We start from the raw sequence: 26,057 nt of genomic DNA, 5'->3' as shown, positions 1-26,057 counted from the left end.
TCCGGGGGTCCAGCAGATGAATTGAATTCAAATGAAAAAATCCCATCCGGTGGGCCCGACATAATGGGTTTTCATTTCTGGCGATTCCACAAACGCCGTCGCCACCTGATCCAGCGATACCGAACCTGACTTGAGCAACTGCACCCAGGCTGCCTTGCCACCGGCGTCGGCATTGCGCCCCAGCAGCCCCTGGTAGAGCACTTCCATGTCGTTCACCGGGTCGCCGGTCAGCGCCCAGCCACGCGCCTGGCCTTCGGCGGTTTTCATCATGTTCAGTGCCATGCTGCCCATGCTGTAGCCCTTGGCTTGCAGATCACCAAAGTAGTCAAAGCCATAAATATCCGCCTGACGTCCGAGTACCTTCTGGTACATCCCGGCCAGCGCATTCAGCGCGGGTGGGTTTTGCACGTTCAGTGCGTTGTCAGCAAACTGCAGGGTTTCGGTATTGATCACCAGCGTGCTCTTGCTTGGGTCGGCTTTGTTGATCACCTTGACGAAGCCATGGTGTTTTTCCACGGTGTAGTCGTCGGCCTTGCCGGTGAATTTGGCGGTGTCGGAGTCGGTGCCGCCGTGCAGGATGTTCTGGCCGTTTTCCCCGCTGAGGGTGTCGTTGCCGCCCTGGCCAAACAGTTTGTCGTTGCCACGGGTGTTGGTCAGGACATCGTTGCCCGATCCAGCGTAGACGGTGTCGTCGCCAGCGCCCAGGTCGAGGGTTTGCGCCTTGCCGTCGGCCACCAGCAGCTGGTTGCCATCGCCAGTGGTCACCGACACGCTGCCAACAATGGCGGCAAAGTTCACGTTCTCCAGACCCACGGTGCTGTTGGTTGGCAAGTGGGTGAAGTCCAGCACCAGGGCGGTGTCGGTGTTGCTGTCTGCGGTCTGGTCACGGAATACCAGTGTGCCACTGGCATCCTGGCTGGAGTCAGCGCGGACCACCACGGTGCGCACCCACAGCGCGGTGCTGCCGGGCAGGGCGTTAAGGAAAGATTGCCCCAGGCTCACCATGGCGGTCTGGTCAGCGGATTGCTCGGTGGTGTGGCTGCGGATGGCGATGAGCAGGTCGGTGTTGCCTGGCTGGGTGCTGTCGCCGCCTTCCACGGTCATGCCGATGCCGGTGGGAATCTCGCCCTTGATCTGGGTGCGCCCATCGCTGACTGCCAGCGGAATGTCGGCGCTGCCACTGGAAGTGTCCTGCTCCTGCCGCTCACGGCTGATCACCGGAATAATCAGCGTATTGACTTGTGAGCCATCGACGCGGGTCATGGTGGTGGACGCCACCGCCACGCCATCGACCAGCGGAATGCTGGGGGTGACCGGCGGTGTGGGCGTGACTGGCGCAGGTGGCTCGGGCACGCTAGGCGTGGGTGGCGTCGGATCCACCGGCACGGTGGGCGTGGTCGGTGTGGTGGGTTCCGTCGGCGTGGTGGGCGTGGTCGGCACCGTGGGCGTCGTCGGTTCCGTTGGCGTGGTCGGCACCGTCGGTGTGGTTGGGGTAGTGGGAGGTGTCGGGTCCGGCGGGGTCGGATCGCCGCCACCACCGCCACCACCGCCACCGCCTCCGCCGCCACCGGCAGCGCTAATCGTGATGGTCTGCGCTTGATCGACGGTCAGGCCGCCGGCGTCAGTGGCGCGGGTCATCACCTGGTAGGTGCCGGTGGTCAGTGCCGTTCCGCCTACTTTGAGTGTGTTACCCACCATCGTGAACTTGCTGTTGTCGGCATCATTGGTGCCATTGCCTGCCACCAGGGTAAAGGTGTGGGTGTCGCCAGCGTCCGGATCCACGGCGGCCAGCGTGCCTACCGAAGCACCGGTGACGGCGGTGCTGCTGGTCAGCCCGGCACTGGTGAAGTTGGCGGCAGTGGGGGTTTCGTTGACGTTGGTGGCATTGATGGTCACCGCCTGGGTGGTGGTGTGGGTCGCGTCCATCGCGTTCACGGTCACGCTGTAGCTGGCCTTGGTTTCAAAGTCGGCGGGGGTGACCAGTTTCACGGCACCTGCCGTGTTGATGGTAAACGACGCAGCATCGGTGCCGGTCAGCGAATAACTGAGGGTATCGCTTTCCGGGTCGGTGGCGGTGGCGGTGTAGACCACGGTGCTGGTGGCGGCATTTTCGGCCACGCTGCCAGTGGCCCCGCTGGTGATGCTGGGTGCTTCGTTCACATCGGTGACATTGATGGTCACCGCCTGGGTGGTGGTATGAGTCGCATCCTTGGCGTTGACGGTGATGCTGTAGCTGCTCTTGACTTCAAAGTCTGCCGGGGTGAGCAGCTTGACCTGGCCGGTGGTGGCGTCAATCGAGAACGACGCAGCGTCAGTGCCGGTCAGCGCATAGGTCAGGGCGTCGCTGTCGGCGTCGGTGGCGGCGGAGGTGTAGACCACGGTGCTGGAAACGGCGTTTTCGGCGACGCTGGCGCTGGCACCAGAGGTGATGACTGGAGCAGCGCTAATCGTGATCGTCTGCGCTTGATCAACGGTCAGGCCGCCAGCATCGGTGGCACGGGTCAGTACATGGTAGGTGCCACCGGTCAGCGCAGTTCCGCCCACTTTGAGGGTGTTACCCACCATCGTGAACTTGCTGTTATCAGCGTCATTGGTGCCATTGCCCGCCACCAGGGTAAAGGTGTGGGTGTCGCCCGCATCCGGGTCCACGGCGGCCAGCGTGCCGACCGAAGCGCCGGTAATGGCGGTGGAAGCGTCCAGCCCGGCGCTGGTGAAGTTGGCGGCGGTGGGGGCTTCGTTGACGTTGGTGGCATTGATGGTCACCGCCTGGGTGGTGGTGTGGGTCGCGTCCATCGCGTTCACGGTCACGCTGTAGCTGGCCTTGGTTTCAAAGTCGGCGGGGGTGACCAGTTTCACGGCACCTGCCGTGTTGATGGTAAACGACGCGGCATCGGTGCCGGTGAGCGAATAGCTGAGGGTATCGCTTTCCGGGTCGGTGGCGGTGGCGGTGTAGACCACGGTGCTGGTGGCGGCGTTTTCCGCCACGCTGCCAGTGGCCCCGCTGGTGATGCTGGGTGCTTCGTTCACATCGGTGACATTGATGGTCACCGCCTTGGTGGTGGTGTTGGTCGCATCCTTGGCGTTGACGGTGATGCTGTAGCTGCTCTTGACTTCAAAGTCTGCCGGGGTGAGCAGCTTGACCTGACCGGTGCTGGCGTCAATCGAGAACGACGCGGCATCGGTGCCGGTCAGCGAGTAGGTGAGAGTGTCACTTTCCGCATCGGTGGCGGCGGCGGTGTAAACCACCGTGCTGGTGACGGCGTTTTCCGCCACGCTACCGGTAGAACTGCTACTGATGGTGGGCGCGATATTGGCTGCAGTGATCGTCACGGTCTGTGCCTGATCGACGGTCAGCCCGCCAGCATCAGTCGCGCGGGTCATCACTTGGTAGGTGCCGGCGGCCAGTGCGGTGCCGCCCACTTTCAGCGTATTACCGGTAATGGTGAATTTGCCATTATCGGCATCATTGCTGCCATTGCCGGCCACCAGGGTAAAGGTGTGGGTGTCGCCAGCATCCGGGTCCACGGCGGCCAGCGTGCCTACCGAAGCACCGGTGATTGCGGTAGTGTTACCCAGCCCGGCGCTGGTGAAGTTGGCGGCGGTGGGCGCTTCGTTGACGTTGGTGGCATTGATGGTCACCGCCTGGGTGGTGGTGTGGGTCGCGTCCATCGCGTTCACGGTGACGCTGTAGCTGGCCTTGGTTTCAAAGTCGGCGGGGGTGACCAGTTTCACGGCACCTGCCGTGTTGATGGTAAACGACGCAGCATCGGTGCCGGTGAGCGAATAGCTGAGGGTATCGCTTTCCGGGTCGGTGGCGGTGGCGGTGTAGACCACGGTGCTGGTGGCGGCATTTTCGGCCACGCTGCCAGTGGCCCCGCTGGTGATGCTGGGTGCTTCGTTCACATCGGTGACATTGATGGTCACCGCCTGGGTGGTGGTATGAGTCGCATCCTTGGCGTTGACGGTGATGCTGTAGCTGGACTTGGTTTCATAGTCTGCCGGGGTGAGCAGGCGCACCTGGCCAGTGGTGGCGTTGATCGAGAACGATGCAGCATCGGTGCCAGTGAGCGAATAGGTGAGGGTATCGCTGTCGGTGTCGGTGGCGGCGGAGGTGTAGACCACGGTGCTGGTGGCGGCGTTTTCCGCCACGCTGCCGCTGGCCCCACTGGTGATGGTAGGCGCAGCATTAAGCGCGCTAATCGTGATGGTCTGCGCTTGATCGACGGTCAGGCTTCCGGCGTCAGTGGCGCGGGTCATCACCTGGTAGGTGCCGGCGGTCAGTGCGGTGCTGCCCACTTTCAGCGTATTACCGGTGACGGTAAATTTACTGTTGTCGGCATCATTGCTGCCATTGCCCGCCACCAGGGTAAAGGTGTGGGTGTCGCCCGCATCCGGGTCCACGGCGGCCAGCGTGCCGACCGCAGCGCCAGTGATGGCGGTGGTGTTATCCAGCCCGGCGCTGGTGAAACTGGCCGCAGTGGGAGTTTCGTTGACGTTGCTCAGGCTGACGGTCAGTGTCTTGTCGTAAGTCAGCCCGCCTTGGTCGGTGCTGCGTACGGTGACGGCGTAGCTACTCTGGGTTTCGTAATCCAGCGTGGTGCCGGCCTTGAATTGCAGATTGGCGCCGCTCACCTGAAAGCGCGCCTGATCGGTGCCGCCAACCACGCTGTAGCTGAAGGTGTTGCCGGTATCCGGGTCGGTACTGGTCAGTGCACCGATGGTCAAAGCGCCGGCGGTGGCGGTGTTTTCTGCCACGCTGCTATGGCTCAGGGCGATGTGGGTCGGTGCCGAATTGCTGTAGCGGTCATCGGTCGCGATATTGGCCAGCCCCACCACGCCGCTGGCCAGGCTGGCGGCCACGGCGCTGCTGTTGCCGCCATGGCCGCCATCGCCCCAGGTGACCACGCTGCCGTCACTTTTCAGGGCGGCAAAGGCCGAGTCGGTGCTGTAAATCTGGCTGACGCCACTGGTCAGGCTAGCGGCCACCGCGCTGCTGTTGCCGGCCTGGCTGCCATCGCCCCAGGTGACCACGCTGCCATCGCTTTTCAGCGCGGCAAAGGCGGTGTGGGTGGCGTAAATCTGGCTGACGCCACTGGTCAGGCTGGCGGCCACCGCGCTGCTGTTGCCGCCATTGCTGCTATCGCCCCAGGTGACCACGCTGCCATCGTTTTTCAGCGCGGCAAAAGCGCCGCCTGCGCTGTAAATCTGGCTGACGCCACTGCTCAGGCTGGCGGCCACCGCGCTGCTGTTGCCGCCATTGCTGCTATCGCCCCAGGCCACCACACTGCCATCGTTTTTCAGCGCGGCAAAGGCAAAGCCGGTGCTGTAAATCTGGCTGACGCCGCTGCTCAGGCTGGCGTCCACCGCGCTGCTATCGCCGCCGTAATTGGCATGCCCCCAGGCCACCATACTGCCATCGTTTTTGACGGCGGCAAAGGCAAAGCCGGTGCTATAAATCTGGCTGACGCCGCTGCTCAGGCTGGCGTCCACCGCGCTGCTATCGCCGCCGTAACTGGCATCGCCCCAAGTGACCACGCTGCCATTGTTTTTCAGCGCGGCAAAAGCGCCGCCTGCGCTGTAAATCTGGCTGACGCCACTGCTCAGGCTGGCGGCCACCGCGCTGCTATCGCCGCCGTAACTGGCATGCCCCCAGGCCACCACACTGCCATCGCTTTTGCGTGCGGCAAAGGCGTAGGTGGTGCTGTAAATCTGGCTGACGCCGCTGCTCAGGCTGGCGGTCACCGCGCTGCTGTCGCCGCCGTAACTGGCATGCCCCCAAACCACCACACTGCCATCGCTTTTCAGCGCAGCAAAGGCGGTGCCGGTGCTGTAAATCTGGCTGACGCCGCTGCTCAGACTGGCGGTCACCGCGCTGCTATCGCCGCCGTAACTGGCATGCCCCCAAGCCACGACGCTGCCATCGCTTTTCAGGGCGGCAAAGGCCGCGCCGGTGCTGTAAATCTGGCTGACGCCACTGCTCAGGCTGGCGGCCACCGCGCTGCTGTTGCCGCCGTTGCTGCCATCGCCCCAGGTGACCACGCTGCCATCGATTTTCAATGCGGCAAAGGCGTTTCCGTTGCGGTATTCCCCGGCCGCTTTGCCGGGAGAGCCCATCCGTACTGGCGTGATGCTCATTGCCAGCTCGCCTTGCCAGTCGGTGGCCAGAGGGATGGTTTCCAGTACGCCGTAGGTACTTTCCAGCGCCCAGTCGCCGTGCATGCCGGTCAGGTTGGTAGAGGCGGCGATATCGGCCTGGGTGGTTTGGGCCAACTTGCTGATAAATTCAAGGCCACCCTGGCCATCGGCCACATTACAGCCATACAGCAGCAGATCGCCATCCGGGGTCAACGCCTGCGCCAGCGCCTGCAGTTGCCCTTGTACGCCGGCTTGGTTCAGTCCGGAGGCATCCAGCGTCTCTTTCCCCAGTTGCAGCTTGCCAGATGCGCCGTGGGTAAACAGGTGTAGCGCCGTATATTCGCCAGCATGGCTGGATGCCCATTGGCTGAGCTGCGCCAGGCTGGAGAAAGTTTCGATCGCTATGTTGGTCGGCAGGCTAGCGGCCAGGCGTGGCCAATCAGGCAATGAAGTGTCTATCAGGGCAATTTGCTTGGGAGCGGCGGTGGGCATGGAGAATCATCCGGGGTGAAAGGAAATGCAGTTGGCGGCCAAGTAGCCATACAGCCAAGGTGATTGATCTGTGCTGGCTTTTTGGTGGTTGTGATTGATGCGCAGTGATTTGCCAAAGGTGCGCCTCGGGTGACAGGCGCTGATCCGTTGCGCCAGAGAGAACCGCTCCCTGGCAATGTAGTAAAGTAGCGTAAGAGCGGCTTACAACCCTCTGCGTAGCGTTTCTGGTCAGGGGCGCAGCCGCCAGGCAGGACAAGAAGCCGTACGGCCAGGCGGTGCAACCATGTCAGGAGGGAAACGGCACTAAACCAAGAAATCCCATCCGGTGGGCCCGACATAATGGGTTTTCATCTCCGGCGACTCAACAAACGCCGTCGCCACCTGATCCAGCGACATAAAGCCCGACTTCAGTAACTGTACCCACGCCGCCTTGCCACCCGCGTCCGACGCCCGGCCCAGCAACCCCTGGTACAGCATTTCCACGTCGTTCACCGGGTCGCCGGTCAGCGCCCAGCCACGCGCCTGGCCTTCAGCGGTTTTCATCATGTTCAACGCCATGCTGCCCATGCTGTAGCCCTTGGCCTGCAGCTCACCAAAGTAGTCAAAGCCATCAATATCCGCCTGACGTCCGAGCACCTGCTGGTACATGCCGGCCAACGCATTCAGCGCGGGTGGGTTTTGCACGTTCAGTGCGTTGTCAGCAAACTGCAGGGTTTCGGTATTGATCACCAGCGTGCTCTTGCTTGGGTCGGCTTTGTTGATCACCTTGACGAAGCCATGGTGTTTTTCCACGGTGTAGTCGTCGGCTTTGCCGGTGAATTTAGCGGTGTCGGAGTCGGTGCCGCCGTGCAGGATGTTCTGGCCGTTTTCGGCGTTGAACACATCATTGCCACTCTGGCCAAACAGCTTGTCATTACCCTGGCTGTTGTTCAGGATATCGTTGCCCGATCCGGCGTAGACGGTGTCGTTGCCGGCCCCCAGGTCGAGGGTTTGTGCTTTGCTGTCGGCGGCCAGCAATTGATTGCCGTCGCCGGTAGTGACCGAGACTTCACCGACGATGGCACCAAACTGGACATTTTCCAGCGCGACGGTGCTGTTTTTCGGCAGGCTGGTAAAGTCGAGCACCAGGGCACTGGGGTTGCTGCTGTCGCTGACACCACGGAAGGTAAGGTTGCCGCTGGCGTCGCTGTTGGAGGCCTGGCTGATAATCACCGTGCGCACCCACAGATTGGCGGCGTCGGGCAGCGACGCCAGAAACGTTTGTCCCAGCTTGACCATCTGACTCTGGTCGGTCAGTTGCGCGGTGGTGCGGCTCTTGATCGCGTCCAGCAGATCGGTGCGGCGGGACGGGGTGTCGGACAGGTCTTCTACTGCCATGCCAATGCCGGTGGGCACTTCGGCCTTGAGCAGCGTCTGGCCCTGGCTGACGGCCAGGGCAATATCCGCCTGTGGGCTGCTGCTGTCCTGGTCCTGACGCTCACTGCTGATCACCGGAATATTCAGCGCATTGACGGTGCCGCCATCCGGGCGGGCGCGGGTGTAGTGGGTGATGACCACGCCATCGACTAGCGGAAGGGTGGGGGCCACTGGCGGGGTGGGCACGGTTGGGGTCGTCGGCGTTGGGTCAACCGGCACAGTGGGCGTGGTTGGCGCGGTGGGTTCCGTCGGCGCGGTGGGCGTGGTCGGCACCGTGGGTGTCGTCGGAGTGCTTGGTTCCGTCGGCGGGGTGGGCACGGTGGGTGTGGTTGGCTCGATTGGCACCGTGGGTGTGGTGGGGGTTACCGGCGTGACGGGGGGCGTCGGGTCTGGCGGAGTGGGTGCCCCACCGCCACCGCCGCCATTGCTGGCTGCGACCAGATTCAGGGTGAGGGTTTTGCTGTCGGTTTGTGCTGTGCCGCCAGTGTGTCCATTGTCGTTGCTGCTGAGGCTAAGCGTGGCGCTGGTTCCGGCGCTGGCCCCGGCATCCGGGGTATAGCTGACGCCGCTGGCGGCCAGCAGGCTGTTGATTGCGCTTTGCGCCCCAGTCAGGGTCAGGCTGGCGCTGCCAGAGCCGGTGACCGTCACGCCGCCGCCGCTGGTAGCGGCCAGTGTGCCGGCGCTGGCCGCCAGGGTAACGCTGAGGCTGGCGCTGCCGGCGTCCTGATCGGCCACGCTGATGCCGGTCAGCGCGGTGGCGGTGGCCAGGGTGATAGTTTGGGTGCCTGGTGCGGTGAGCAGTGGCGTGTCGTTGGCGTCGGTCAGGGTGATGGTCAGCGTCTTGTCATACGTCAGCCCACCCTGGTCGGTGCTGCGCACGGCTACCGCATAGCTGTTCTGGGTTTCGTAGTCGAGAACTGTGCCGGCCTTGAATTGCAGATTGCTCCCGCTGACCTGAAAACGCGCCTGGTCCGCGCCGCCAACGATGCTGTAGGTCAAGGTGTTGCCAGCATCCGGGTCGGTGCTGGTCAGCGCGCCGATGGTCAGCGCGGTGGCGGTACTGGTGTTTTCCGCCACGCTACTGGCCGACAGGCTGATATTGGTTGGGGCTTCGTTGACGTCAGAAACATTGAGGGTCACCGCCTTGGTGGTGGTGTGGGTCGCATCCTTGGCGTTGATGGTGATGCTGTAGCTGGACTGGGTTTCAAAGTCTGCCGGGGTGAGCAGCTTGATCTGGCCGGTGGTAGCGTCAATGGTGCACGCCGCTGCGTCAGTACCGGACAGCGAGTAGGTCACGGTGTCGCTCTCGGCATCGGTTGCCGTGGCGGTGTAGACCACCGTGCTGGTGGCGGTGTTCTCCGCCACACTGGCGCTGGCGGCGCTGGTGATGACTGGCGCGACGTTGGCCGGAACACCGGTAACGGTGAGTGTCTTGCTGTCCTGCTGGGCGCTGCCTGTGCCACTGTGGCCGCCATCGTTGCTGTCCAGACTGATGGTAAACGGGCCGGCCATGCCGGCGGGCATGGTGCCACTGAGCTGACCGGCCGCCAGAAAGGCATTCAGGTCGCTTTGCGAGCCGGTCAGCGTGATGCTGGGCGAGCCCGAGCCGCTGACGGTCACGCCATTGCCGCTGATGGCCTGATACACCCCCGGCTCGCCAGACACCGACAGGGTCAGCACGCTGCTGCCGGCGTCCGGATCGGCCAGGCTGATCCCGGTCAGCGCGGTGGCGACGCCCTGGGTGACATTTTGCGTGGTCGGCGCACTAATCAGCGGTTTCTCGTTGACATTGCTCACGCTGACCGTCAGCGCCTGGCTGCTGGTGTGGCTGGCGGTGTCAGAAACCATGATGTTCAGGCTGTAGCTGCTTTGGGTTTCGTAATCAGCCGGGGTGAGCAGGCGCACCTGGCCGGTGGTGGCGTTGATGGAGAATGACGCAGCGTCGGTGCCGGTCAGCGCGTAGGTCAGGGCGTCGCCTTCCGGGTCGGTGGCAGTAGCGGTGTAGACCACGGTGCTGGTGGCAGTGTTTTCGGCAACGCTGGCGATGGCGGCGGAGGTGATGGTTGGCGCCACGTTGGGTAATAAGGCGGTGACGCTGTTACCGGTCAAATCCGCCACGTTGACCGCGGCTTCGGCTCCTGCCGCCCAGTCTTCTGCGGCGGCCAGGTTATAGGTGACGCTGCCAATCGAGCTGGTTCCGCTTTTATTCACCCGGCTGGCCAGCTCGGCCTGATCGGTAGCGTTCAGGGTAACGGTAAAGCTTGTGCCGCTGGTGATGTCCACGCTGCTGCTGGTCAGGGTGTAATCGGTGGCGTCGCCATGCACGGTGAACTTGCTGACATTGATGTCATTATTGGTGCCAGCGAGCTGCAAAAACCCTGATCCGGTGACGGTCAGCACGCCAGTCGCGGCGCTGTAGCTGGCGCTGGTGATGGTGGGGATGGTCGGGTTGCTGACCGTTACGCCATTGTCAGTCAGGTCTGCCGGGGCATTGGCTGTGCTGTCCCAGCCTGCTGCGCCGGCCAGGTTGAAGGTGGCACCCCCGGTGGCGCTGGTGCCGGCCTTGTTCAGAATCTGATTGACCGCCGCCTGGTCGGTGGCATTGAGCGTGACGGAAAATGCGCTGGTGCTGGTGGTGGTGACATCGCTGCTGGTCAGTGTGTAGGCGCTGTTGTCTTCGCCGCTCAGGGTGAGTTTATTCACCGCGATGGTGTCGCCTACCCCCACATTACCGGCAACCGTGACGGCCAGCACGCCGGTGCTGGCGTCGTAGCTGGCACTGGTGAGAGAGGGCGGGGCCAGGGTGATGTCGGCAAATCCGCCGTTGTTGTTGACCTGGAAGCTCTGCGTGGCGGGTGCATTGGTGAATGTCACCACCACGTCGCTGCCACCGCCAAACGTGCCGTTTTTATCAAAGTCGATGGTCAGCGTTTTGCTTGCGCTGTCGTATTGCAGATGGCTGGCAGTCAGCGCCTGGGCTGCGCCGTTGGTCAGCCGAATGGTGTCGGCAGCCTCAAACGTGGTAATGGTGTCGCCATTGGGGTCCAGGAAAATATCATTGCCATTGCCGCCGTCCAGTACATCAGCGTCAGCGTCACCGCTCAAGATGTCATCGCCATCGCCGCCGAGCAGGGTGTCATTATTATTGCCGCCCAGCAGGCTGTCGTTGCCTGCGCCTGCCGTGAGGCTATCGTGGCCGCCGCCGCCCTCAAGCGTGTCATGGCCACTGCCACCTTCCAGCACATCGCCCCAATTTCCCCCGACAAAGCGGGCCGTCGAGCTATGGCCGCTCCAGGACAGAAGAACGCCGTAGGTGCTTGTCGAAAGTCCATTGGAAGCGGTGTCAAGAAGGGAGGTGGCACCACCATTGTTCACCCCCGAGTTGTTCATTCTCCAGCTACCGCTATAGACCTGAATCACGATGCTCGTGCTGCCGTTCGCGGTCACATCCAGGCTGGGATAGGTGATGACAGCAGGCGACCCAGCCGCTTTCATGACATGCACGTTAGAATATCCGCTGGAGAAATTCCCGGCTTTGTAAAAAAATTGCATGATATTTCCTGCTGTGGTTTTTACACTCTGCCTTTGGATATTGGTTCAGCGTGCCGATATTGTTGCGGATGACCCAACCTTACCCATCGCCAAGCCGTCATGCACGGATTTGCGGACGTGACAAGCCCGGCCTATGCCCGTTTTGTGAATGGTGCGGTTTCACAAAACGGGCATCACGCCAAAAGCATATATATGTGTTGATAAACTAGCGTGCGCAGTGGTGTTTTGTACAATCAATGATGACCCGCGCGGTCATGGCTCCCTTGACTGCATGCAATGTCTTGCGTGCGCATCGGTGTGCTGCCCTGGTCTAAAACCCGGATAAGCCATTTCACGCAAGCGGCGACACGCACACCATGATTCATCTGTGGAATTGCCACAGGATGGATCGGCACTGCTCAGTGTGCTTGGATGTTGGCCATGGCCTCAGGAAAAGTCAATCGTGGTCAGAGGAATTAAGACAGACTGATTGATCTTTGCGATGAAATGGTGGTTGCCAGGCTGGCAGGTGGTGGTTCAACCGCTTTTATCCGCCGTGATTTCATGCATCCACCGGGTAATACTCAGTGCTTCACCCTGGGTGGCGTCGTGCAGTGCTGGTGATGTCGGATTCAATGCCGACACGCTGCGCAATGCGGCAGGGGTAATGCCATAAGCCGCCTTGAAGGCACGGGTAAACGTGGCCATGCTGGCAAAGCCACAGCGCTGGGCAATTTCGCTGATGCGCAAATTGGCCAGTTCGCGGGCGCGCAAGGCAAAGAATGCCCGGCGCAGCCGACGAGCGCGGATATAGTCGGCCACCCCACCCAATGGCTCGAACAGGCGGTACAGCGTGGCGCGTGACAGGGCGAACCGGGCCGCCACCTGGTCTGCGCCCAGGGCGGGGTCGGACAGATGGGCGTCGATATGGCGGCGAATCTGCAGCACCATACTGGTGACGCTGGCACTCGCAGTCTGTTCGTCGCGCGCCTCGATTTCACCTTGCAGGCAGGCGGCCAGCAAGGCAATCGAGCCGTTGGCGATTCTTTCGCATTCGCGCAGGGTCATGCTCGGGGCCTGCTCAAACAGCACCAGCAGATGTTGCGACAGAATCCGGTTCCAGGTGGATCCTGCTTTCAGCACCAGTCCGTGCAGCGCTTCCAGCCGGGGCAATTTTGTCTCCAGAATCGCCCGTGGAATCACCAGGGTGAGGTTTTCAAAATCGCTGGCCTGGGTGGCAAAGGTTTCGGCGCAATCCAGCACGCAAATATCCCCGGCCTGCACCACAATACTGGCCGAGCCGGCGTGGCCGTGATAACCGCCCACCATATAAAGCTGCACGATGATATGGTCGATGCCGCTGCGGGCAATGGTGGCGGTGGAGCGGGAAAACCGCTGCGCCACCGATCGGGTACGGCCCAGCAGAATGGAGCCCATGGAATACGAAGTCAGATCAGCCTGAAAACGGACAGGGTGGTCTGCGCCATGAAAATCAATATCGAAAAGTGCGTCTGTGGCCTGACACCAGACCGTGTAGTTTTCGTCAGCAGACAAATCGTGGCTGGTGAAGTGAATGATGGGAAGGCGATCTTCACCTTTTTTGGTCATAAGTGCACTCGTGCTTTGATGATCCGGAAATAGCGTCCCGGATCATAACATCCCAGCTTCAATCAGACGGGAGTTCATCTGGCGACTTGGGGCAGTTTTTGTTTTGCCGGTGCTCATCCATAACAAGCACGCAGCCAGTAGCAGGCCGCCCGGCCCGGATTGCCCGCAAACAGGTGAGCGCCGGCAACACACGATATAATGCAGAGACTTCTGTGGCGCCGCCGTGCGCCCATTTCCCCAAAAACCTGCTGAACGACACCCGCACGCCATGGCCCTGCTGAATATCCTGCACTACCCCGACCCCCGCCTGCACACCCGCGCCAAGCCGGTGGCTCAGGTGGACGACCGCATCCGCACCCTGATTGCCGACATGGGCGAAACCATGTATGCCGCCCACGGCATTGGCCTGGCCGCCACCCAGGTCAATGTTCACGAACGTCTGGTGGTAATTGACCTGTCGGAAGAAAAAAATCAGCTGCAAGTGTTCATCAACCCGACCATCATCGCCCGTTCCGACGAACAGGCCATCGGCGAAGAAGGCTGCCTGTCGGTGCCGCTGGTGTACGACAACGTCTCGCGCGCCACCCAGGTGACCGTGCAGGCGCTGGACGGCAATGGCAAGCCCTTCACCCTGGAGGCCGATGGTCTGCTGGCGGTGTGCCTGCAACACGAACTTGACCACCTGGAAGGCAAGGTGTTTGTCGAATACCTGTCTGCGCTCAAGCAAAACCGCATCCGCACCAAGCTGAAAAAGCTGGAAAAACGCACGATGTGACGCCCGGCGGGCCTGCCCCGGCGGCCCGCCCCTGCCCAGGATAGCCCCCGATGAAACTGATTTTTGCCGGAACCCCGGAATTTGCCGCCAGCGCGCTGCAGGCGCTGATTGATGCCGGCCACGAGATTGCCCTGGTGCTGACCCAGCCCGACCGCCCCGCCGGGCGCGGCATGAAGCTGAAAGCCAGCCCGGTAAAAGCCCTGGCACTGGCGCACCAACTGCCCGTGAGCCAGCCGCTGACGCTGAAAACCACTGATGCCCAGGCGGAAATCGCGGCGGTGGGTGCCGAACTGATGGTGGTAGCCGCCTACGGGCTGATTCTGCCCAAGGTGGTGCTGGACATGCCCACGCGCGGCTGCCTGAATATTCACGCCTCGCTGCTGCCGCGCTGGCGCGGTGCCGCGCCGATTCACCGCGCCATCGAAGCCGGCGACGCCGAAACCGGCGTCACCATCATGCAGATGGATGTCGGCCTGGATACGGGCGACATGCTGCTGACCGTACGCGAACCGATCCGCGCCGACGACACCACCGCCAGCCTGCACGACCGTCTGGCCACGCTGGGAGCCCAGGCGATGGTGGACGCACTGGCCCAGCTGGATCAACTGACTGCCACCCCGCAGCCTGAACAGGGGGTGACCTATGCCGAGAAAATCGGCAAGGCCGAAGCCCAGCTGGACTGGACCTTGCCGGCCACCGTGCTGGACCGCAAGATTCGCGCCTTCAACCCCTTTCCCGGTGCCAGCACCCTGGCCGACGGCGCGCCGCTGAAAATCTGGCAGGCGCACGTCTGCGACGGCCATGGCGAGCCCGGCCAGATTCTGGCGCACAGTGCCGAAGGCGTGCGCATCGCCACCGGTGAGGGCGCGCTGCTGGCCACCCAGCTGCAGGCCGCTGGCGGCAAACGCCTGGCTGTGCGTGAATTTCTGGCTGGACACCCGCTGCCGGCGCGGCTGGGGTAAGCGCGGTCAAACAAGGAAACAGGTTTTTCAGGATTTCGCTGTCCGCCTTGGCGATGCGCCGTTCAGCTGTAGCTGACCGGCAGCGTGCTGGTCTGGGGTCAGGCTCGGCGTGGTACAGGGTGACCCAGCACCGGCCCGCAGTGTCTCGCCCAGATCAAGCTCATCACAGCGTTTGGCGGTGCAGTTGCGGAACGATTTGTTTGGTAACTGCGCGTTTGAAACGCTGGGATAAAATTGCGATGAACGGGTGGCATGTTCGAAAAGATTAGGTCGCTACATTGTCGTGCAACCGATCAGCAACGCTTATTCACCCGACGGGGCTTCCCGCGCCAGGCTGGCGTCTAACTCTGGCAGCGCCACCCGTGGCACCCGCGTGGTTTGCTGGGCAATCAGCAGCTTATCCACCACCTGATACACCTCCTGAATCAACTCCTTGCCCAGCGCGTCTTCCAGCAACCGGTACTGCGCCTGCACCAGCGGGGCCATCTGCGCCACAATTGCTTCACCCTTGGGGCTGAGCCGCACCAGCACCCGACGCTGGTCTTCCGGCATCCGGCTGCGAATTACCACGCCCAGATCGTCCATCCGCGCCAGCACCCCGGCCAGACTGGGGCTGAGAATGTGGCAGATTTCACAAATTTCACGCGGCTCCAGCTGTTCGTGCTCGCTCAGGGTGCGCAGGATCCGCCATTGCTGCTCGGTCAGGCCAAAGTGGTTGATGATCGGGCGAAAGTGGCAGAGCAGTTCTTCACGGGCCTTTAAAAACAACTGCGGGAGGTTGCGATAAGAAATCCGGCGATCCATAACGGCCTTTGTGCGTCAAGCATGTACAGGGGGAAGGCGAATTTTACCGTAAGTTGCCGGGCATTATCCTAATATCGTAGTGTTTTTTACGATGCAGCATATGTCTGCCGGCAAAAGGTGTGGTGAAACGCCATATTGCTAATATCGCAGTAACCATATTACTATCATGTTAGTGTTTTGGCGGCAGCTCAAAGCGCCCAGCGCATGACGCACCAGGCCAGCCTCGCCACCACACCAGCCGGACATACCGGCACACGACAACACAAGGGAGAAAACACCATGAAACACCCGCACACCCTGCTGGCCATCGCCATTGCCAGCCTGAGCAGCGCCGCCCTGGCCGACGTCACCCTGTACGGCTCCATCGACGAAACCCTGGAAAGCGTCTCCGCCCGGGGCGCGGCCAACAGCGCGCAAAACATCGGCCAGACCACCCGCATCAACTCCAACAGCACCTTCATCGGCTTCAAGGGCAGCGAAGATCTCGGCAATGGCCTGAAAGCCATCTGGCAAGTGGAAAACAGCATCGCCCTGGACACCGGTGCCGGCAACTTTGCCACCCGCGACAGCTTTGTCGGCCTCACCAGCCCGAGCCTGGGCATGCTGCAGTTGGGCTTGCTCACCTCGTCGGCGCGTGCCATGGGTGGGATTTACGACATCAACAAGGCCGCCACCGGCATTGGCTTGTCCGCTGCCCTGCTGGGCAAGCTGGGCAACTTTGCCATTACCGACCCGGCGCTGAAAACCCAGGCTGCCGGCCAGATCGGCCAATTTGACAACCGTCTGCGCAACTCGGTGCAGTACACCACGCCCACCTTCAGCCACTTCTCGGCCAGCGCGCTGTACAGCGCCGGCGAGAACAGCAGCGGCCCACGCGCCTACAACGCCAACCTGGGGGTGAAATACGACAACGGCAGCCTGTATGCCGGGCTGGCTTATACCCGTTCCACCACCGGGGTGGACGATGGCGCAGCGCTGAGCACCAGCGCCTTCCGCCGGGTGGACGACCTGCGCGCCGCCGCGATTTACCGCTTCTCGGCCAACACCCGCATCGGGGTGATCTACGACCGCACCGAAGGCGATCTGACCCAGGCCGGGGCCAGGCTGTACGGCAACCGCAGCCTGAAGCAGTCGGTATGGTATGTGAATGGCTCGCTGGGCATCGGTGCCAATGGCCGGCTGATTGCGCAATACGGCCAGGCCGGCAAGCTCAGTGGCGGCAACAGCAGCCTGGCCGACAGCGGCAAGGCGCAGCACTACGAACTGGGCTACGAACATGATCTGTCCAAACGGACCCTGGTGAAGGTGCTGTACAGCGAGATTCGCAACAACAGCGCGGCGAAGTATGACTTTGCCATTGGCAGCATCGGCGGCGTGGCCGCCGGGGCGGATCCGAAGGGCTTTGCCGTGGGCCTGCGCCATTCGTTTTAACTCCTTTGCCAGATAGCCTGTTCCAGCACAGCAGTTCCCCAGCTTATCCCCCGTTGCCAGACGGGGGATTTTTTTGGGTAGGCTGGCCGCACACTGATGGAAAAAGCCGGCTATGTCATCACAGCGCGGCCAACTCCTGCACCAGCTTGGGCATGAAACCAAAGCGGGCAGGCTGATCTGCCAGTCCCAGCAGCGGGTAGACTTCTCCACCGATACCGGGTTTGACTTCGCCACTTTCGGTACGCTCTGCATCAGTGGCAAACACCATGAACTCGAACTTTTCCGAGATCGCGCACGGAAATTCCTGCCTCAGCCATTCTTCGGACTGGCGATACATGACCGGAGAAACAATGAAGATTTTCTGGGGGGAGAGGGTGTCGATCAGTTCCAGAAGGTTGGTCCGCACCACGCAGCTGCCGGAAATGACAGACTTTGCGATGATCAATACTTCCGCACTTTCGTAGCCAGGCTCCAGAAACTTGTGCACCACCGGCGCAATGCTGCCACCACCGGGAATGGTGTAATGGTTGTTCCAGAACACCGCTGCTTTGGTGGGGTGCGCCTGCTTCAGACAGTCATAAATGCCACGACCCAGGTAATCGGCGTCTTCGGCGGTGGCGACCAACAGGCAGGGCGTGGTCGAGGGAATTTTCTCGCTGAGCAATTTACCCAGGAGCATGCCAAGCTTATGCATTTCCTCGGTGTAGCTGTCCGGCGCATCAACAAACGACAGAAGGTTTCCCAAGCAGGCCTTGGCTTCTTCTGCGGCAAGGGCGCTGTAGCTTCTGTTGACCATGCTCATTGTGGGTGTCCCTCTGTAGGTGGCGAGGCGGCAAGCATCTCCGCTTCAACAGACATCAGCAGCATGAAAACATCACGAGGGCTGGTCAGGCTGGCAAGCGCGTCAGGGTGGGGAGCGGGGGCATGAGCCGCCACCTGCACTTCCAACCCATTGTAGCTGACTTTGAAAGCAGCGCATTCTACCGTCGTCCCCCCCATTTGAAAACGATCCAGCACCTCTGTCAGCCATGATGGCGGCGTGCATGGCGGCACTGATGCCCCCTCCTGCCAACAGAGCTGAGGCGGGTGAAACCCACCAAAAATATCTGGCCGAGCACTGGCTTTGGCCTTGGTCAGCACATCCAGCACAGTTCGCCCGGCATGATTGTCTGCGTGCCATTGCCCAAGAATGATCCTGAAAGCCTCATCCAGACGGGCGAGCTGACGCGAGTTGCATAACTTGGCAAAGACAGACTGAAGGGGGGTATGGCTCATCAGCAATGCAATTGACGTCAGCTCGTAAGGAAAATATTCCGCCCGGCAACAGCTTTGCATGGCGTGTGGAATTTTTTTCTGATTGGCTGCGGCCTTGTCTGCGCAGCTGACCACCAGAACTTGTTCCTGTTGTTGCACACGGTGATGCTCGATATCCACGATGATCTGCTTTTCAAAGCGCGCACGCAGCTCGTCCGTCCAGTCTGCGGCGGAGCCATCGGAGTTCTTCGCCTGATAATTGCGCTTTGTGCCGATTGCCTGATTACGTACGCACAAATCATCCACAAATGCAGTTTCCTGGCTGCTGATATGATGATGTGCGCACTCCGCTGGCGTAGTCGCTGCCCCAATGGACGCAATCACATAAACCGCATAGCACCCTTCGAAATCCGCCCCCTTTTTATTGCTCTTGCCACCACGGGCAATGTGTTCGAGCCGTTGCGCGTCATCATGGCCAAAGCGAGCGCTGACAAACTCTTGTACGGCGATGTTCGAAGTCATGTTCATCCAGAGAAGCTTGCCGCCAGGGTAATGCGAATCCGCCGTCAAGGCCGAGCATCGTCCAGCGCTCACGCTTGAGTGCTGTGGTTGCCGCATCATGGGGCACCTCCAATAGGCTTCCATGATCAAGACATATGGCTAAAGAATGAACGCTATCTGTCAAGTCCCGCCTGGTTATAAATGCGCTTCTTGAACAATTCAGGTTTTTTCTTCTGCCATTCTTTCAGCGCCTGAATGGGCGAAAGATGGTTGAGCGCACGCTGCGGAATCTGCTGGTTGTAAGTGTTCACATAGCGCTTAAGCGTTGTCTCCAACTCAGCCGCTGAAGCAAATCGGGTCTGGTTCACCACCTCACTGATTCGGCCATTGAAGCGCTCAACCATCCCGTTTGTCTGCGGGTGGCGCGGCGGGCACAGGCGGTGCTCAATATTCAGCGTCATGCAACGGACATCAAAGGCGTGGCGTCCGGTTGGCTCACGCTTTTTGCTGGTGAAGCGGTCGGTGAACTGACTGCCGTTGTCAGTGAGCAATTTGACGATCTTCATCGGTGCCGCGCGTTCCAGCCGGTTTAAAAAGTCCACGCTGCTTTGCTCACTTTGGTCGGCATAGATATGCATGAACACCCAGCGTGTGGCGCGGTCGATGGCTACAAACAGGTAACGTCGCTCTTTCTCGTCAGGCATCCGCGGCAAGTACTTGATATCCATGTGCAGGAAGCCAGGTTCGTAATCCTTGAAGGTTTTGACCTGTGGCTCAACCTGGCCGGCATCAGCCAGCGCCTGGGCTTGCAGTTGACGCAAATTGGCCACGCCATGGCGGCGCAGACAGCGATCCAGCCCAGAGCGAGAGACGTCTGGATTGATGAATTCGCGCACCACAGCGACCAGGTCATCCAATCCCAGTAGCGTCAGGCTTCGCAAGGCCACGGCAATCGCCTCTTGTGCCGGAGTCAGCGTGGTGCAGAGCTTGTGCGGGCGATGGGATAAATCCTCCGGGCTGTCGCGCTGTTTCCACTTGCGTGCGGTTGCCACGCTGATGTTGTAGCGTTTTGCCAACTCAAGCAACGATGCGGCTGAATTCTTGATCTCCGCTCGCGTACGAGGGGTGGTTCGAGCCTGGGCGTGGACTTCACTCATGTTGATTGCTCTGCTTTCAAGGTCTCAATTAGACCACGCATCATGTCTCTTGCCCAGAAGAGTGGCCTGCTACGAATTGGAATATGATCACACGGGATGCAACAGTTACTCTACTGCCCTTCGCAGCAGGCCGGCTTCATTCTTATGTGCGCCACAGCTGGCCGACCTGATGCTGTGCGTTTTCTTCATCCTGCTGATGTTGTTTCAATATGGCAATCTGAAAATCGCTTGCCTGAGAATCACCCTCATCCACCACATCCTGCTGGTAGTGCCGGGTGGCGCGTATTTGCTGGAGGATCGTTTTGCTGGTGGAAATCTGGGCACAAAACAACGCCAGCCGATCTTTAATCACAGCATATTCTGCATGCCTGGGTACACCAAAACATACCTCGGCAGCAAATACCCCCAAACCATCAATAGGAATAACCTGGCCTGGCGGCGTGTTGGCTTGCACATAGCGCTGATGCTGCTGTTCCAGCTGTAGCGCAATATGCTGCTTGATGGTATTCAGCTGCCGGGCTTTTTGTTCCAGCATACATAATGTGCGCTGAAGATTCTCCAGTGCATCTGTTTCTTCCTGCAAAAGCACCTGGGCCTGTTCCAGGCTGGTGTGCAGTGAATTGGTTTGAGGGGCGTGGTGGGCTAGCTGTTGCATCCCGTGTGATCATATTCCAATTCGTAGCAGGCCACTCTTCTGGGCAAGAGACATGATGCGTGGTCTAATTGAGACCTTGAAAGCAGAGCAATCAACATGAGTGAAGTCCACGCCCAGGCTCGAACCACCCCTCGTACGCGAGCGGAGATCAAGAATTCAGCCGCATCGTTGCTTGAGTTGGCAAAACGCTACAACATCAGCGTGGCAACCGCACGCAAGTGGAAACAGCGCGACAGCCCGGAGGATTTATCCCATCGCCCGCACAAGCTCTGCACCACGCTGACTCCGGCACAAGAGGCGATTGCCGTGGCCTTGCGAAGCCTGACGCTACTGGGATTGGATGACCTGGTCGCTGTGGTGCGCGAATTCATCAATCCAGACGTCTCTCGCTCTGGGCTGGATCGCTGTCTGCGCCGCCATGGCGTGGCCAATTTGCGTCAACTGCAAGCCCAGGCGCTGGCTGATGCCGGCCAGGTTGAGCCACAGGTCAAAACCTTCAAGGATTACGAACCTGGCTTCCTGCACATGGATATCAAGTACTTGCCGCGGATGCCTGACGAGAAAGAGCGACGTTACCTGTTTGTAGCCATCGACCGCGCCACACGCTGGGTGTTCATGCATATCTATGCCGACCAAAGTGAGCAAAGCAGCGTGGACTTTTTAAACCGGCTGGAACGCGCGGCACCGATGAAGATCGTCAAATTGCTCACTGACAACGGCAGTCAGTTCACCGACCGCTTCACCAGCAAAAAGCGTGAGCCAACCGGACGCCACGCCTTTGATGTCCGTTGCATGACGCTGAATATTGAGCACCGCCTGTGCCCGCCGCGCCACCCGCAGACAAACGGGATGGTTGAGCGCTTCAATGGCCGAATCAGTGAGGTGGTGAACCAGACCCGATTTGCTTCAGCGGCTGAGTTGGAGACAACGCTTAAGCGCTATGTGAACACTTACAACCAGCAGATTCCGCAGCGTGCGCTCAACCATCTTTCGCCCATTCAGGCGCTGAAAGAATGGCAGAAGAAAAAACCTGAATTGTTCAAGAAGCGCATTTATAACCAGGCGGGACTTGACAGGCTAGCGTGTTCAGGCAGGAGAGGAGAGAGAGGGTCATGTTATGTGAAATTTTGGCTGAAAATGGTCTTTGGCGGGTAGATTCAGGGCGTAGAGATGTGTGGCTGCGGAGAGCGATTGAGTCTATCAGGTTTTTTGTGTTTTAAGGCAGGCTGCCACCCACTGCCGCGAAATTAGCTAAAAATCATACACCGTGCAACCTTCCCTTACGGTAGAATAGCGCGCACAACCAATTGATCAGTATGTAAAAATGACAAAAAAACCGCCCCTCTCAATACTCCAGTTCAATCCATAAAATTCACACCCTCATCACGTCCGTGGACTTCATTGCCCGACATCGCCAGGCTGCTCGCGACTTTACCCGCCGCGCCGTTTTCACCTTCGAGCGTGTCGTCGGCGTCTTGCTCGTCAATCTGATGCGCTCGCTGCAAGTCGAGCTTGATCAGTTCTTCTCCCGGATTTCCTTGCCCTTGGGCCGTCGCGCTCATGACGATGCTTTCCGCATGGCGCGCAAGAAGTTGCGTTGGCAAGCCTTTGTCGAACTTAACCAGGCGGTTCTGGCAGACCTCCATCCCGCACCAGATTGGCACGGCTTGCGTGTGGTTGCCTGCGATGGCACCACGCTTTATCTGCCCACCACACACCCTGACACCATCAGCAGCGGCCCAGATGGATTCAACTGCTACCACTCGCAGGGCGGCATCTACAGTCTTGCCCGCGCCAGCGCCTTGTGTGAAACCAGTTCAGGTCTGATTCTGCACGCCAGTCTGGCTGCCGACACCCGTGACGAACGCAGCATGTTGGCCGAACAGTTTGAGCATCTGCGCCCTGACGATTTGTTGGTGTTGGATCGCGGGTATCCGGCTTATTGGCTGTTTGCCTTGTTGCTGGCGCGCCAGCAACATTTCTGCATTCGTCTGCCACAGAGTTTTTCGCCACAGGTTCAGGCTTTTGTGGCGTCTGGTCAGGCTTGTGCTGTCATCAGGATGCAGCCTGGCCACGGGCAGCGCCAGGATTTTGTCCAGCACCAGCTGCCGATGGATGCATTCTCGGTGCGCCTGGTGCGTGTTCCGCTCAAAACAGGCCAGATTGAAATTCTGGCCACGTCGCTGCTGGATGCGTCACGCTGGCCCGCAGTAGACTTTGCAGCGCTGTATCAGCAACGCTGGCGCATCGAAGAGGCGTTCCGGCATCTCAAATGTCGCTTGCAACTGGAGCAGTTTGGCGGAGAGACGCCACAGGCGATTCGTCAGGAGTTCCACGCCTCAATCCTGTTGCACAATCTGACCATCATTGCCGCGCAGGATGTGTTGGCGGAACAGGAGCTGGATGCGGCCACGCTGGTGCCAAACCTGACTCATGCCACACATCTGGTGCGTTTGTATCTGCCGCAGTTGCTGGAAGACTCGGCATCAATCGACAGGATTGGGCCGGCCTTGTTTGCTGGAATTGCTGGGCAGATCAGCAAACGACGGCCTGGCAAGCCAGCGCCGCCACGTAAGCCGAACCGGAAGAAACCACGCCGTCACCGGGCTTATAAATGACGGTAGGGTCATGCGATGTGGCTATTTTCGCGGCAGTGGGCTGCCACCTTGTCAGCGCGGTAGCTTACGTTTATCGGGTTCCGCCTTCTATTGTTTATAAAAACCCCCACCCTGCTTGGATAGGATGGGGTTGAAAGGCTTATCGCTACCCTCTGATGAGCTGGGGGCTTAGGGGGTTAACCGATTAAACGTGGTCTGTCCCCTAAAATGTTGTTTGTGTTGTTCCAAGTGTGTTTTGAACCCGCTCATGAAAACCCCCACCCCGCTGTTGACGGGATGGGGTTGAAGGGCTTGTTGCTACCCCCGGTGAGATGGGGGCTTAGGGGGTTAACCGGTTAAACGTGGTCTGTCCCCTATTGTTACTGCTTATCAAGCATAAACAACATTAGCATCAACCAACATAGAGCCGCCATTGTTAATCACCCCAACCAGCACCACTTCAGCTGCCGCGATAGTAGCAGTGCCTGCATCCACATAGCTGTAAACATAGGTGGTGTTAGCACCCGAAGCCGTGTTGTTGATAATGAAAACTTGCTCAGTGCTGGTAGTGGTGGTAAACGCTTCATTCAGGTAATCTGCCACTTGGGTCATATTCGTCCAATCGGTGATTACCTTGGTGCCACCAGTGGTCAAATTAGCTGCAGTACCATCGGTATTGATTACCAAGGAACGGTCATCAGTCAGAGTAGACTGTGCACGAGCCGAGGTGATTGCAGTCGAACTACTCCCAGTACTGCCGTCACCCAGCGCGGCAACGTTGATAAGATCATTGGACTTCCAGCCGGTGATAGTGTCAACACCATTCGTCGCACCACTAGAGAACGCAACATTGTCAGCTGCCAAGATAGACTCGGTCAGATTAATGGTGTCATTACCTGCGCCACCAGTGATGGTGTCTGTACCTTCACCACCGGTAATTACATCTGCACCACCATTCCCGATCAATTTATCCGTGCCAGCACCACCAGAGATGGTGTCTGCCGAGGAGCCGCCTCGGATCGAGTCAGCAGTATTAGTGCCGGTGATGTTCATATTCATCGACAAAGCGTTGGCATCAATCCGGACAGAATCAGTGGACGGGGAAGTCGTGGTGTCAACCGTAATCTTGCTCAGGTCAACACTTGTCGAAGCAAAAGTGTCAATCACGATGGTTTGCGCACCAGTACCAGCACCCGTTGCCACGATCACCATTTCTTTACCCGAGAACTGCGCCGAGGAAGAGTTGGTAATGCCAACGTTAGTGACATCCAGCACTTCAATATTGCTGAAGTTAATGTTGGTGATGTCGCCAGTGCCAATAGCCAGTGTGATCTTGTCGCCCGTACCTGCGCCACCATCAATGGTGGCAGTGACCGCACCCGTGGTCAGGGCAAATACATCATTAGCCGAACCACCAGTTACGGTAGCAATATCGCTGGTAGTATCGTAAGTCACGGTCAGCACTTCGGTCAGCGCTGAAGCATTGACTGCTTTTGCTGTCGAAGTCGCGGCCAAACTAATTGCCTTGGCGCCAGACAGATTCACCGTACTTGCAGTCCCCGCAAGCAGGGTAGCTGTCACAGCACCAGACGAGCTCTTGGTAGAAGACAGGTTGATCGTGTTAAATGCTTCCGCGTCATTGGTAATGGCCACATCACCAGTGATTTCTACCGAGATAGCGTCCGTCAGGCTACCTGTTGCAGCCGATTTGATGGTGAGCACATCAGCATCGGCAACCAATTTCAACGCAGCATTGTTAGCAAATGTCAGGGTGTCTGCCGCATGAGAGCCTGCTGCAGAGAAATAGAACGTATCTGCGGTAACTTTCGACAAATCATTGCCCGAGCTGGTTGCGTCGACTTCAACCGTCAGCTTTGCCCCTGCGGTCAGGGATTTAGTGATGCCATTGGTCAACGTTGCGGCAGTCAGAGTGCTGGTGTCAGCCGTCTTGATGGTCAGGCTCTTATCACCGGTAACGGCAATGTTCGAACCGGAACCAGCAATCACGCTGGTCGCCAGCGAAACAGTGTTAGCCGCAGTGGTGCTATTCAATGTCAGCACCGACATGTCCTGAGTACCTGCCGTCAAGGCAACCGTATTGGCATTGCCATTCAGCTTGATGGTAGCTGTCGAATCACCCAGCGTAGCAACACCATCCAGTTTCAGTGTCGTTGCTGCGCCCACATCAATGGCAGCATTTTTCTGAATGTTGTCTGCATTCAAGGTCAAGATGCCAGTGCTTGCCTTAACAGCGACACCCGCAGAACCATCAATGTTGTTTACCGTAACGCTATTTACACCGGCTTGAGTGGTGGATACAGTGACAGTGCCTTTGGTCACACCGGCAGCATCAAAAGTCAGACCGAAGCCTTTGAGGTCGAGGTTGATGTTTTCAATATTGACTGCCGTCAGGGCCGTAGCTGCATTTGCACTGATTGCTGCGTTCAGTGTGTCCGAATCAGTGGCGCTGCCATCAGACACGATGTCAGCCTGATTGATGCTGTTGTCCAGAGTGGCATTGAAGGTGTCGTTGCCAGAGTTGCCAGCAAAAATATCTTTGTTGGTAGTCAAACTGAAAGTCACATAACCTTATGCTCTGTTAAAAATCATCAGGTTATCTTAGTACATGTGACTTACTGACTGGCTGTTCATATCAGTTTCATATCACATCAGCCACCACCGGCTGAACCGCCATTTGAAAAACTCATATTTTTCATATGGTTACAAGCAAAAACCTCG

The 26,057-nt window shown here is 59.4% G+C and carries 13 protein-coding genes and 1 pseudogene; 5 read left to right on the top strand and 9 right to left on the bottom strand.

Features of this window, described 5'->3' with window-relative positions:
* Positions 1-27: 27 nt before the first annotated feature.
* The 3 genes from BXU06_RS15945 to BXU06_RS15935 all read right to left on the bottom strand — a co-directional run bounded on the left by BXU06_RS15945 (position 28) and on the right by BXU06_RS15935 (position 13,182).
* Positions 28-6,627 (bottom strand): cadherin domain-containing protein, encoded by a 6,600-nt coding sequence (locus BXU06_RS15945; protein WP_077301880.1) that lies wholly within the window; start codon positions 6,625-6,627, stop codon positions 28-30.
* A 303-nt stretch (positions 6,628-6,930) separates the two neighbouring features.
* Positions 6,931-11,538: a cadherin domain-containing protein gene (locus BXU06_RS15940; RefSeq protein ID WP_253189582.1), complete on the bottom strand. Its 4,608-nt coding sequence runs from the start codon at positions 11,536-11,538 to the stop codon at positions 6,931-6,933.
* Between the two features lie 573 nt (positions 11,539-12,111).
* On the bottom strand, positions 12,112-13,182 hold the full coding sequence (locus tag BXU06_RS15935) for a helix-turn-helix domain-containing protein (RefSeq protein ID WP_077301874.1): 1,071 nt from the start codon (positions 13,180-13,182) through the stop codon (positions 12,112-12,114).
* Between the two features lie 268 nt (positions 13,183-13,450).
* Here BXU06_RS15935 and def point away from each other — a divergent pair, with 268 nt between their 5' ends.
* Both def and fmt read left to right on the top strand, forming a co-directional pair.
* Complete coding sequence (gene def, locus BXU06_RS15930; protein WP_077301871.1) at positions 13,451-13,957, top strand: peptide deformylase; 507 nt, start codon at positions 13,451-13,453, stop codon at positions 13,955-13,957.
* 50 nt (positions 13,958-14,007) lie between these two features.
* Positions 14,008-14,919: a methionyl-tRNA formyltransferase gene (gene fmt / locus BXU06_RS15925; RefSeq protein ID WP_077301868.1), complete on the top strand. Its 912-nt coding sequence runs from the start codon at positions 14,008-14,010 to the stop codon at positions 14,917-14,919.
* Positions 14,920-15,222: 303 nt separating this feature from the next.
* Here fmt and hpaR read toward each other — a convergent pair whose 3' ends face one another.
* On the bottom strand, positions 15,223-15,723 hold the full coding sequence (gene hpaR, locus BXU06_RS15920) for a homoprotocatechuate degradation operon regulator HpaR (RefSeq protein ID WP_077301865.1): 501 nt from the start codon (positions 15,721-15,723) through the stop codon (positions 15,223-15,225).
* 279 nt (positions 15,724-16,002) lie between these two features.
* Between hpaR and BXU06_RS15915 the strand changes: the two genes are divergently transcribed.
* Positions 16,003-17,154, top strand: a complete 1,152-nt coding sequence (locus BXU06_RS15915; RefSeq protein ID WP_171982249.1) for a porin — start codon at positions 16,003-16,005, stop codon at positions 17,152-17,154.
* A 118-nt stretch (positions 17,155-17,272) separates the two neighbouring features.
* Here the strand turns inward: BXU06_RS15915 and BXU06_RS15910 are convergent, their stop codons facing one another.
* From BXU06_RS15910 to BXU06_RS15895, 4 genes are all read right to left on the bottom strand, one after another.
* Positions 17,273-17,956, bottom strand: a complete 684-nt coding sequence (locus tag BXU06_RS15910; RefSeq protein ID WP_077301859.1) for a hypothetical protein — start codon at positions 17,954-17,956, stop codon at positions 17,273-17,275.
* Positions 17,953-19,029, bottom strand: a complete 1,077-nt coding sequence (locus tag BXU06_RS15905; RefSeq protein WP_150125243.1) for a hypothetical protein — start codon at positions 19,027-19,029, stop codon at positions 17,953-17,955. Before BXU06_RS15905 ends, BXU06_RS15910 begins: the two co-directional genes overlap by 4 nt.
* Positions 19,030-19,082: 53 nt before the next feature.
* Entirely contained in the window at positions 19,083-20,066 is a 984-nt protein-coding gene (locus BXU06_RS15900) for an IS481 family transposase (protein ID WP_077298762.1), read from the bottom strand.
* A gap of 142 nt (positions 20,067-20,208) precedes the next feature.
* The gene (locus BXU06_RS15895; RefSeq protein ID WP_077301853.1) at positions 20,209-20,721 is read right to left on the bottom strand and encodes a hypothetical protein; all 513 of its coding nucleotides are present in this window, start codon (positions 20,719-20,721) and stop codon (positions 20,209-20,211) included.
* A 96-nt stretch (positions 20,722-20,817) separates the two neighbouring features.
* Here BXU06_RS15895 and BXU06_RS15890 point away from each other — a divergent pair.
* A pseudogene (locus tag BXU06_RS15890) lies at positions 20,818-21,795 on the top strand (IS481 family transposase); the annotation flags it as partial.
* Positions 21,796-22,112: 317 nt separating this feature from the next.
* The gene (locus tag BXU06_RS15885) at positions 22,113-23,339 is read left to right on the top strand and encodes an IS4 family transposase (protein WP_171982248.1); all 1,227 of its coding nucleotides are present in this window, start codon (positions 22,113-22,115) and stop codon (positions 23,337-23,339) included.
* A gap of 369 nt (positions 23,340-23,708) precedes the next feature.
* On the opposite strand, the gene BXU06_RS17550 is transcribed toward BXU06_RS15885, so the two are convergent.
* On the bottom strand, positions 23,709-25,889 hold the full coding sequence (locus BXU06_RS17550; RefSeq protein WP_150125241.1) for an S-layer family protein: 2,181 nt from the start codon (positions 25,887-25,889) through the stop codon (positions 23,709-23,711).
* Between the last annotated feature and the right edge of the window lie 168 nt (positions 25,890-26,057).

The organism is Aquaspirillum sp. LM1, assembly GCF_002002905.1.
Lineage (GTDB): Bacteria > Pseudomonadota > Gammaproteobacteria > Burkholderiales > Aquaspirillaceae > Rivihabitans.
The sequence above is the reverse complement of the archived record's forward strand: the minus strand, read 5'-3'. Positions and strand labels throughout refer to the sequence as shown.

Excerpts from the sequence above, each read along its gene's own strand:
- BXU06_RS15945 (WP_077301880.1), bottom strand. The coding sequence starts at position 6,627 with ATGCCCACCGCCGCTCCCAAGCAAATTGCCCTGATAGACACTTCATTG.
- BXU06_RS15940 (WP_253189582.1), bottom strand. The coding sequence starts at position 11,538 with ATGAAAGCGGCTGGGTCGCCTGCTGTCATCACCTATCCCAGCCTGGAT.
- BXU06_RS15935 (WP_077301874.1), bottom strand. The coding sequence starts at position 13,182 with ATGACCAAAAAAGGTGAAGATCGCCTTCCCATCATTCACTTCACCAGC.
- def (WP_077301871.1), top strand. The coding sequence starts at position 13,451 with ATGGCCCTGCTGAATATCCTGCACTACCCCGACCCCCGCCTGCACACC.
- fmt (WP_077301868.1), top strand. The coding sequence starts at position 14,008 with ATGAAACTGATTTTTGCCGGAACCCCGGAATTTGCCGCCAGCGCGCTG.
- hpaR (WP_077301865.1), bottom strand. The coding sequence starts at position 15,723 with ATGGATCGCCGGATTTCTTATCGCAACCTCCCGCAGTTGTTTTTAAAG.
- BXU06_RS15915 (WP_171982249.1), top strand. The coding sequence starts at position 16,003 with ATGAAACACCCGCACACCCTGCTGGCCATCGCCATTGCCAGCCTGAGC.
- BXU06_RS15910 (WP_077301859.1), bottom strand. The coding sequence starts at position 17,956 with ATGAGCATGGTCAACAGAAGCTACAGCGCCCTTGCCGCAGAAGAAGCC.
- BXU06_RS15905 (WP_150125243.1), bottom strand. The coding sequence starts at position 19,029 with ATGATGCGGCAACCACAGCACTCAAGCGTGAGCGCTGGACGATGCTCG.
- BXU06_RS15900 (WP_077298762.1), bottom strand. The coding sequence starts at position 20,066 with ATGAGTGAAGTCCACGCCCAGGCTCGAACCACCCCTCGTACGCGAGCG.
- BXU06_RS15895 (WP_077301853.1), bottom strand. The coding sequence starts at position 20,721 with ATGCAACAGCTAGCCCACCACGCCCCTCAAACCAATTCACTGCACACC.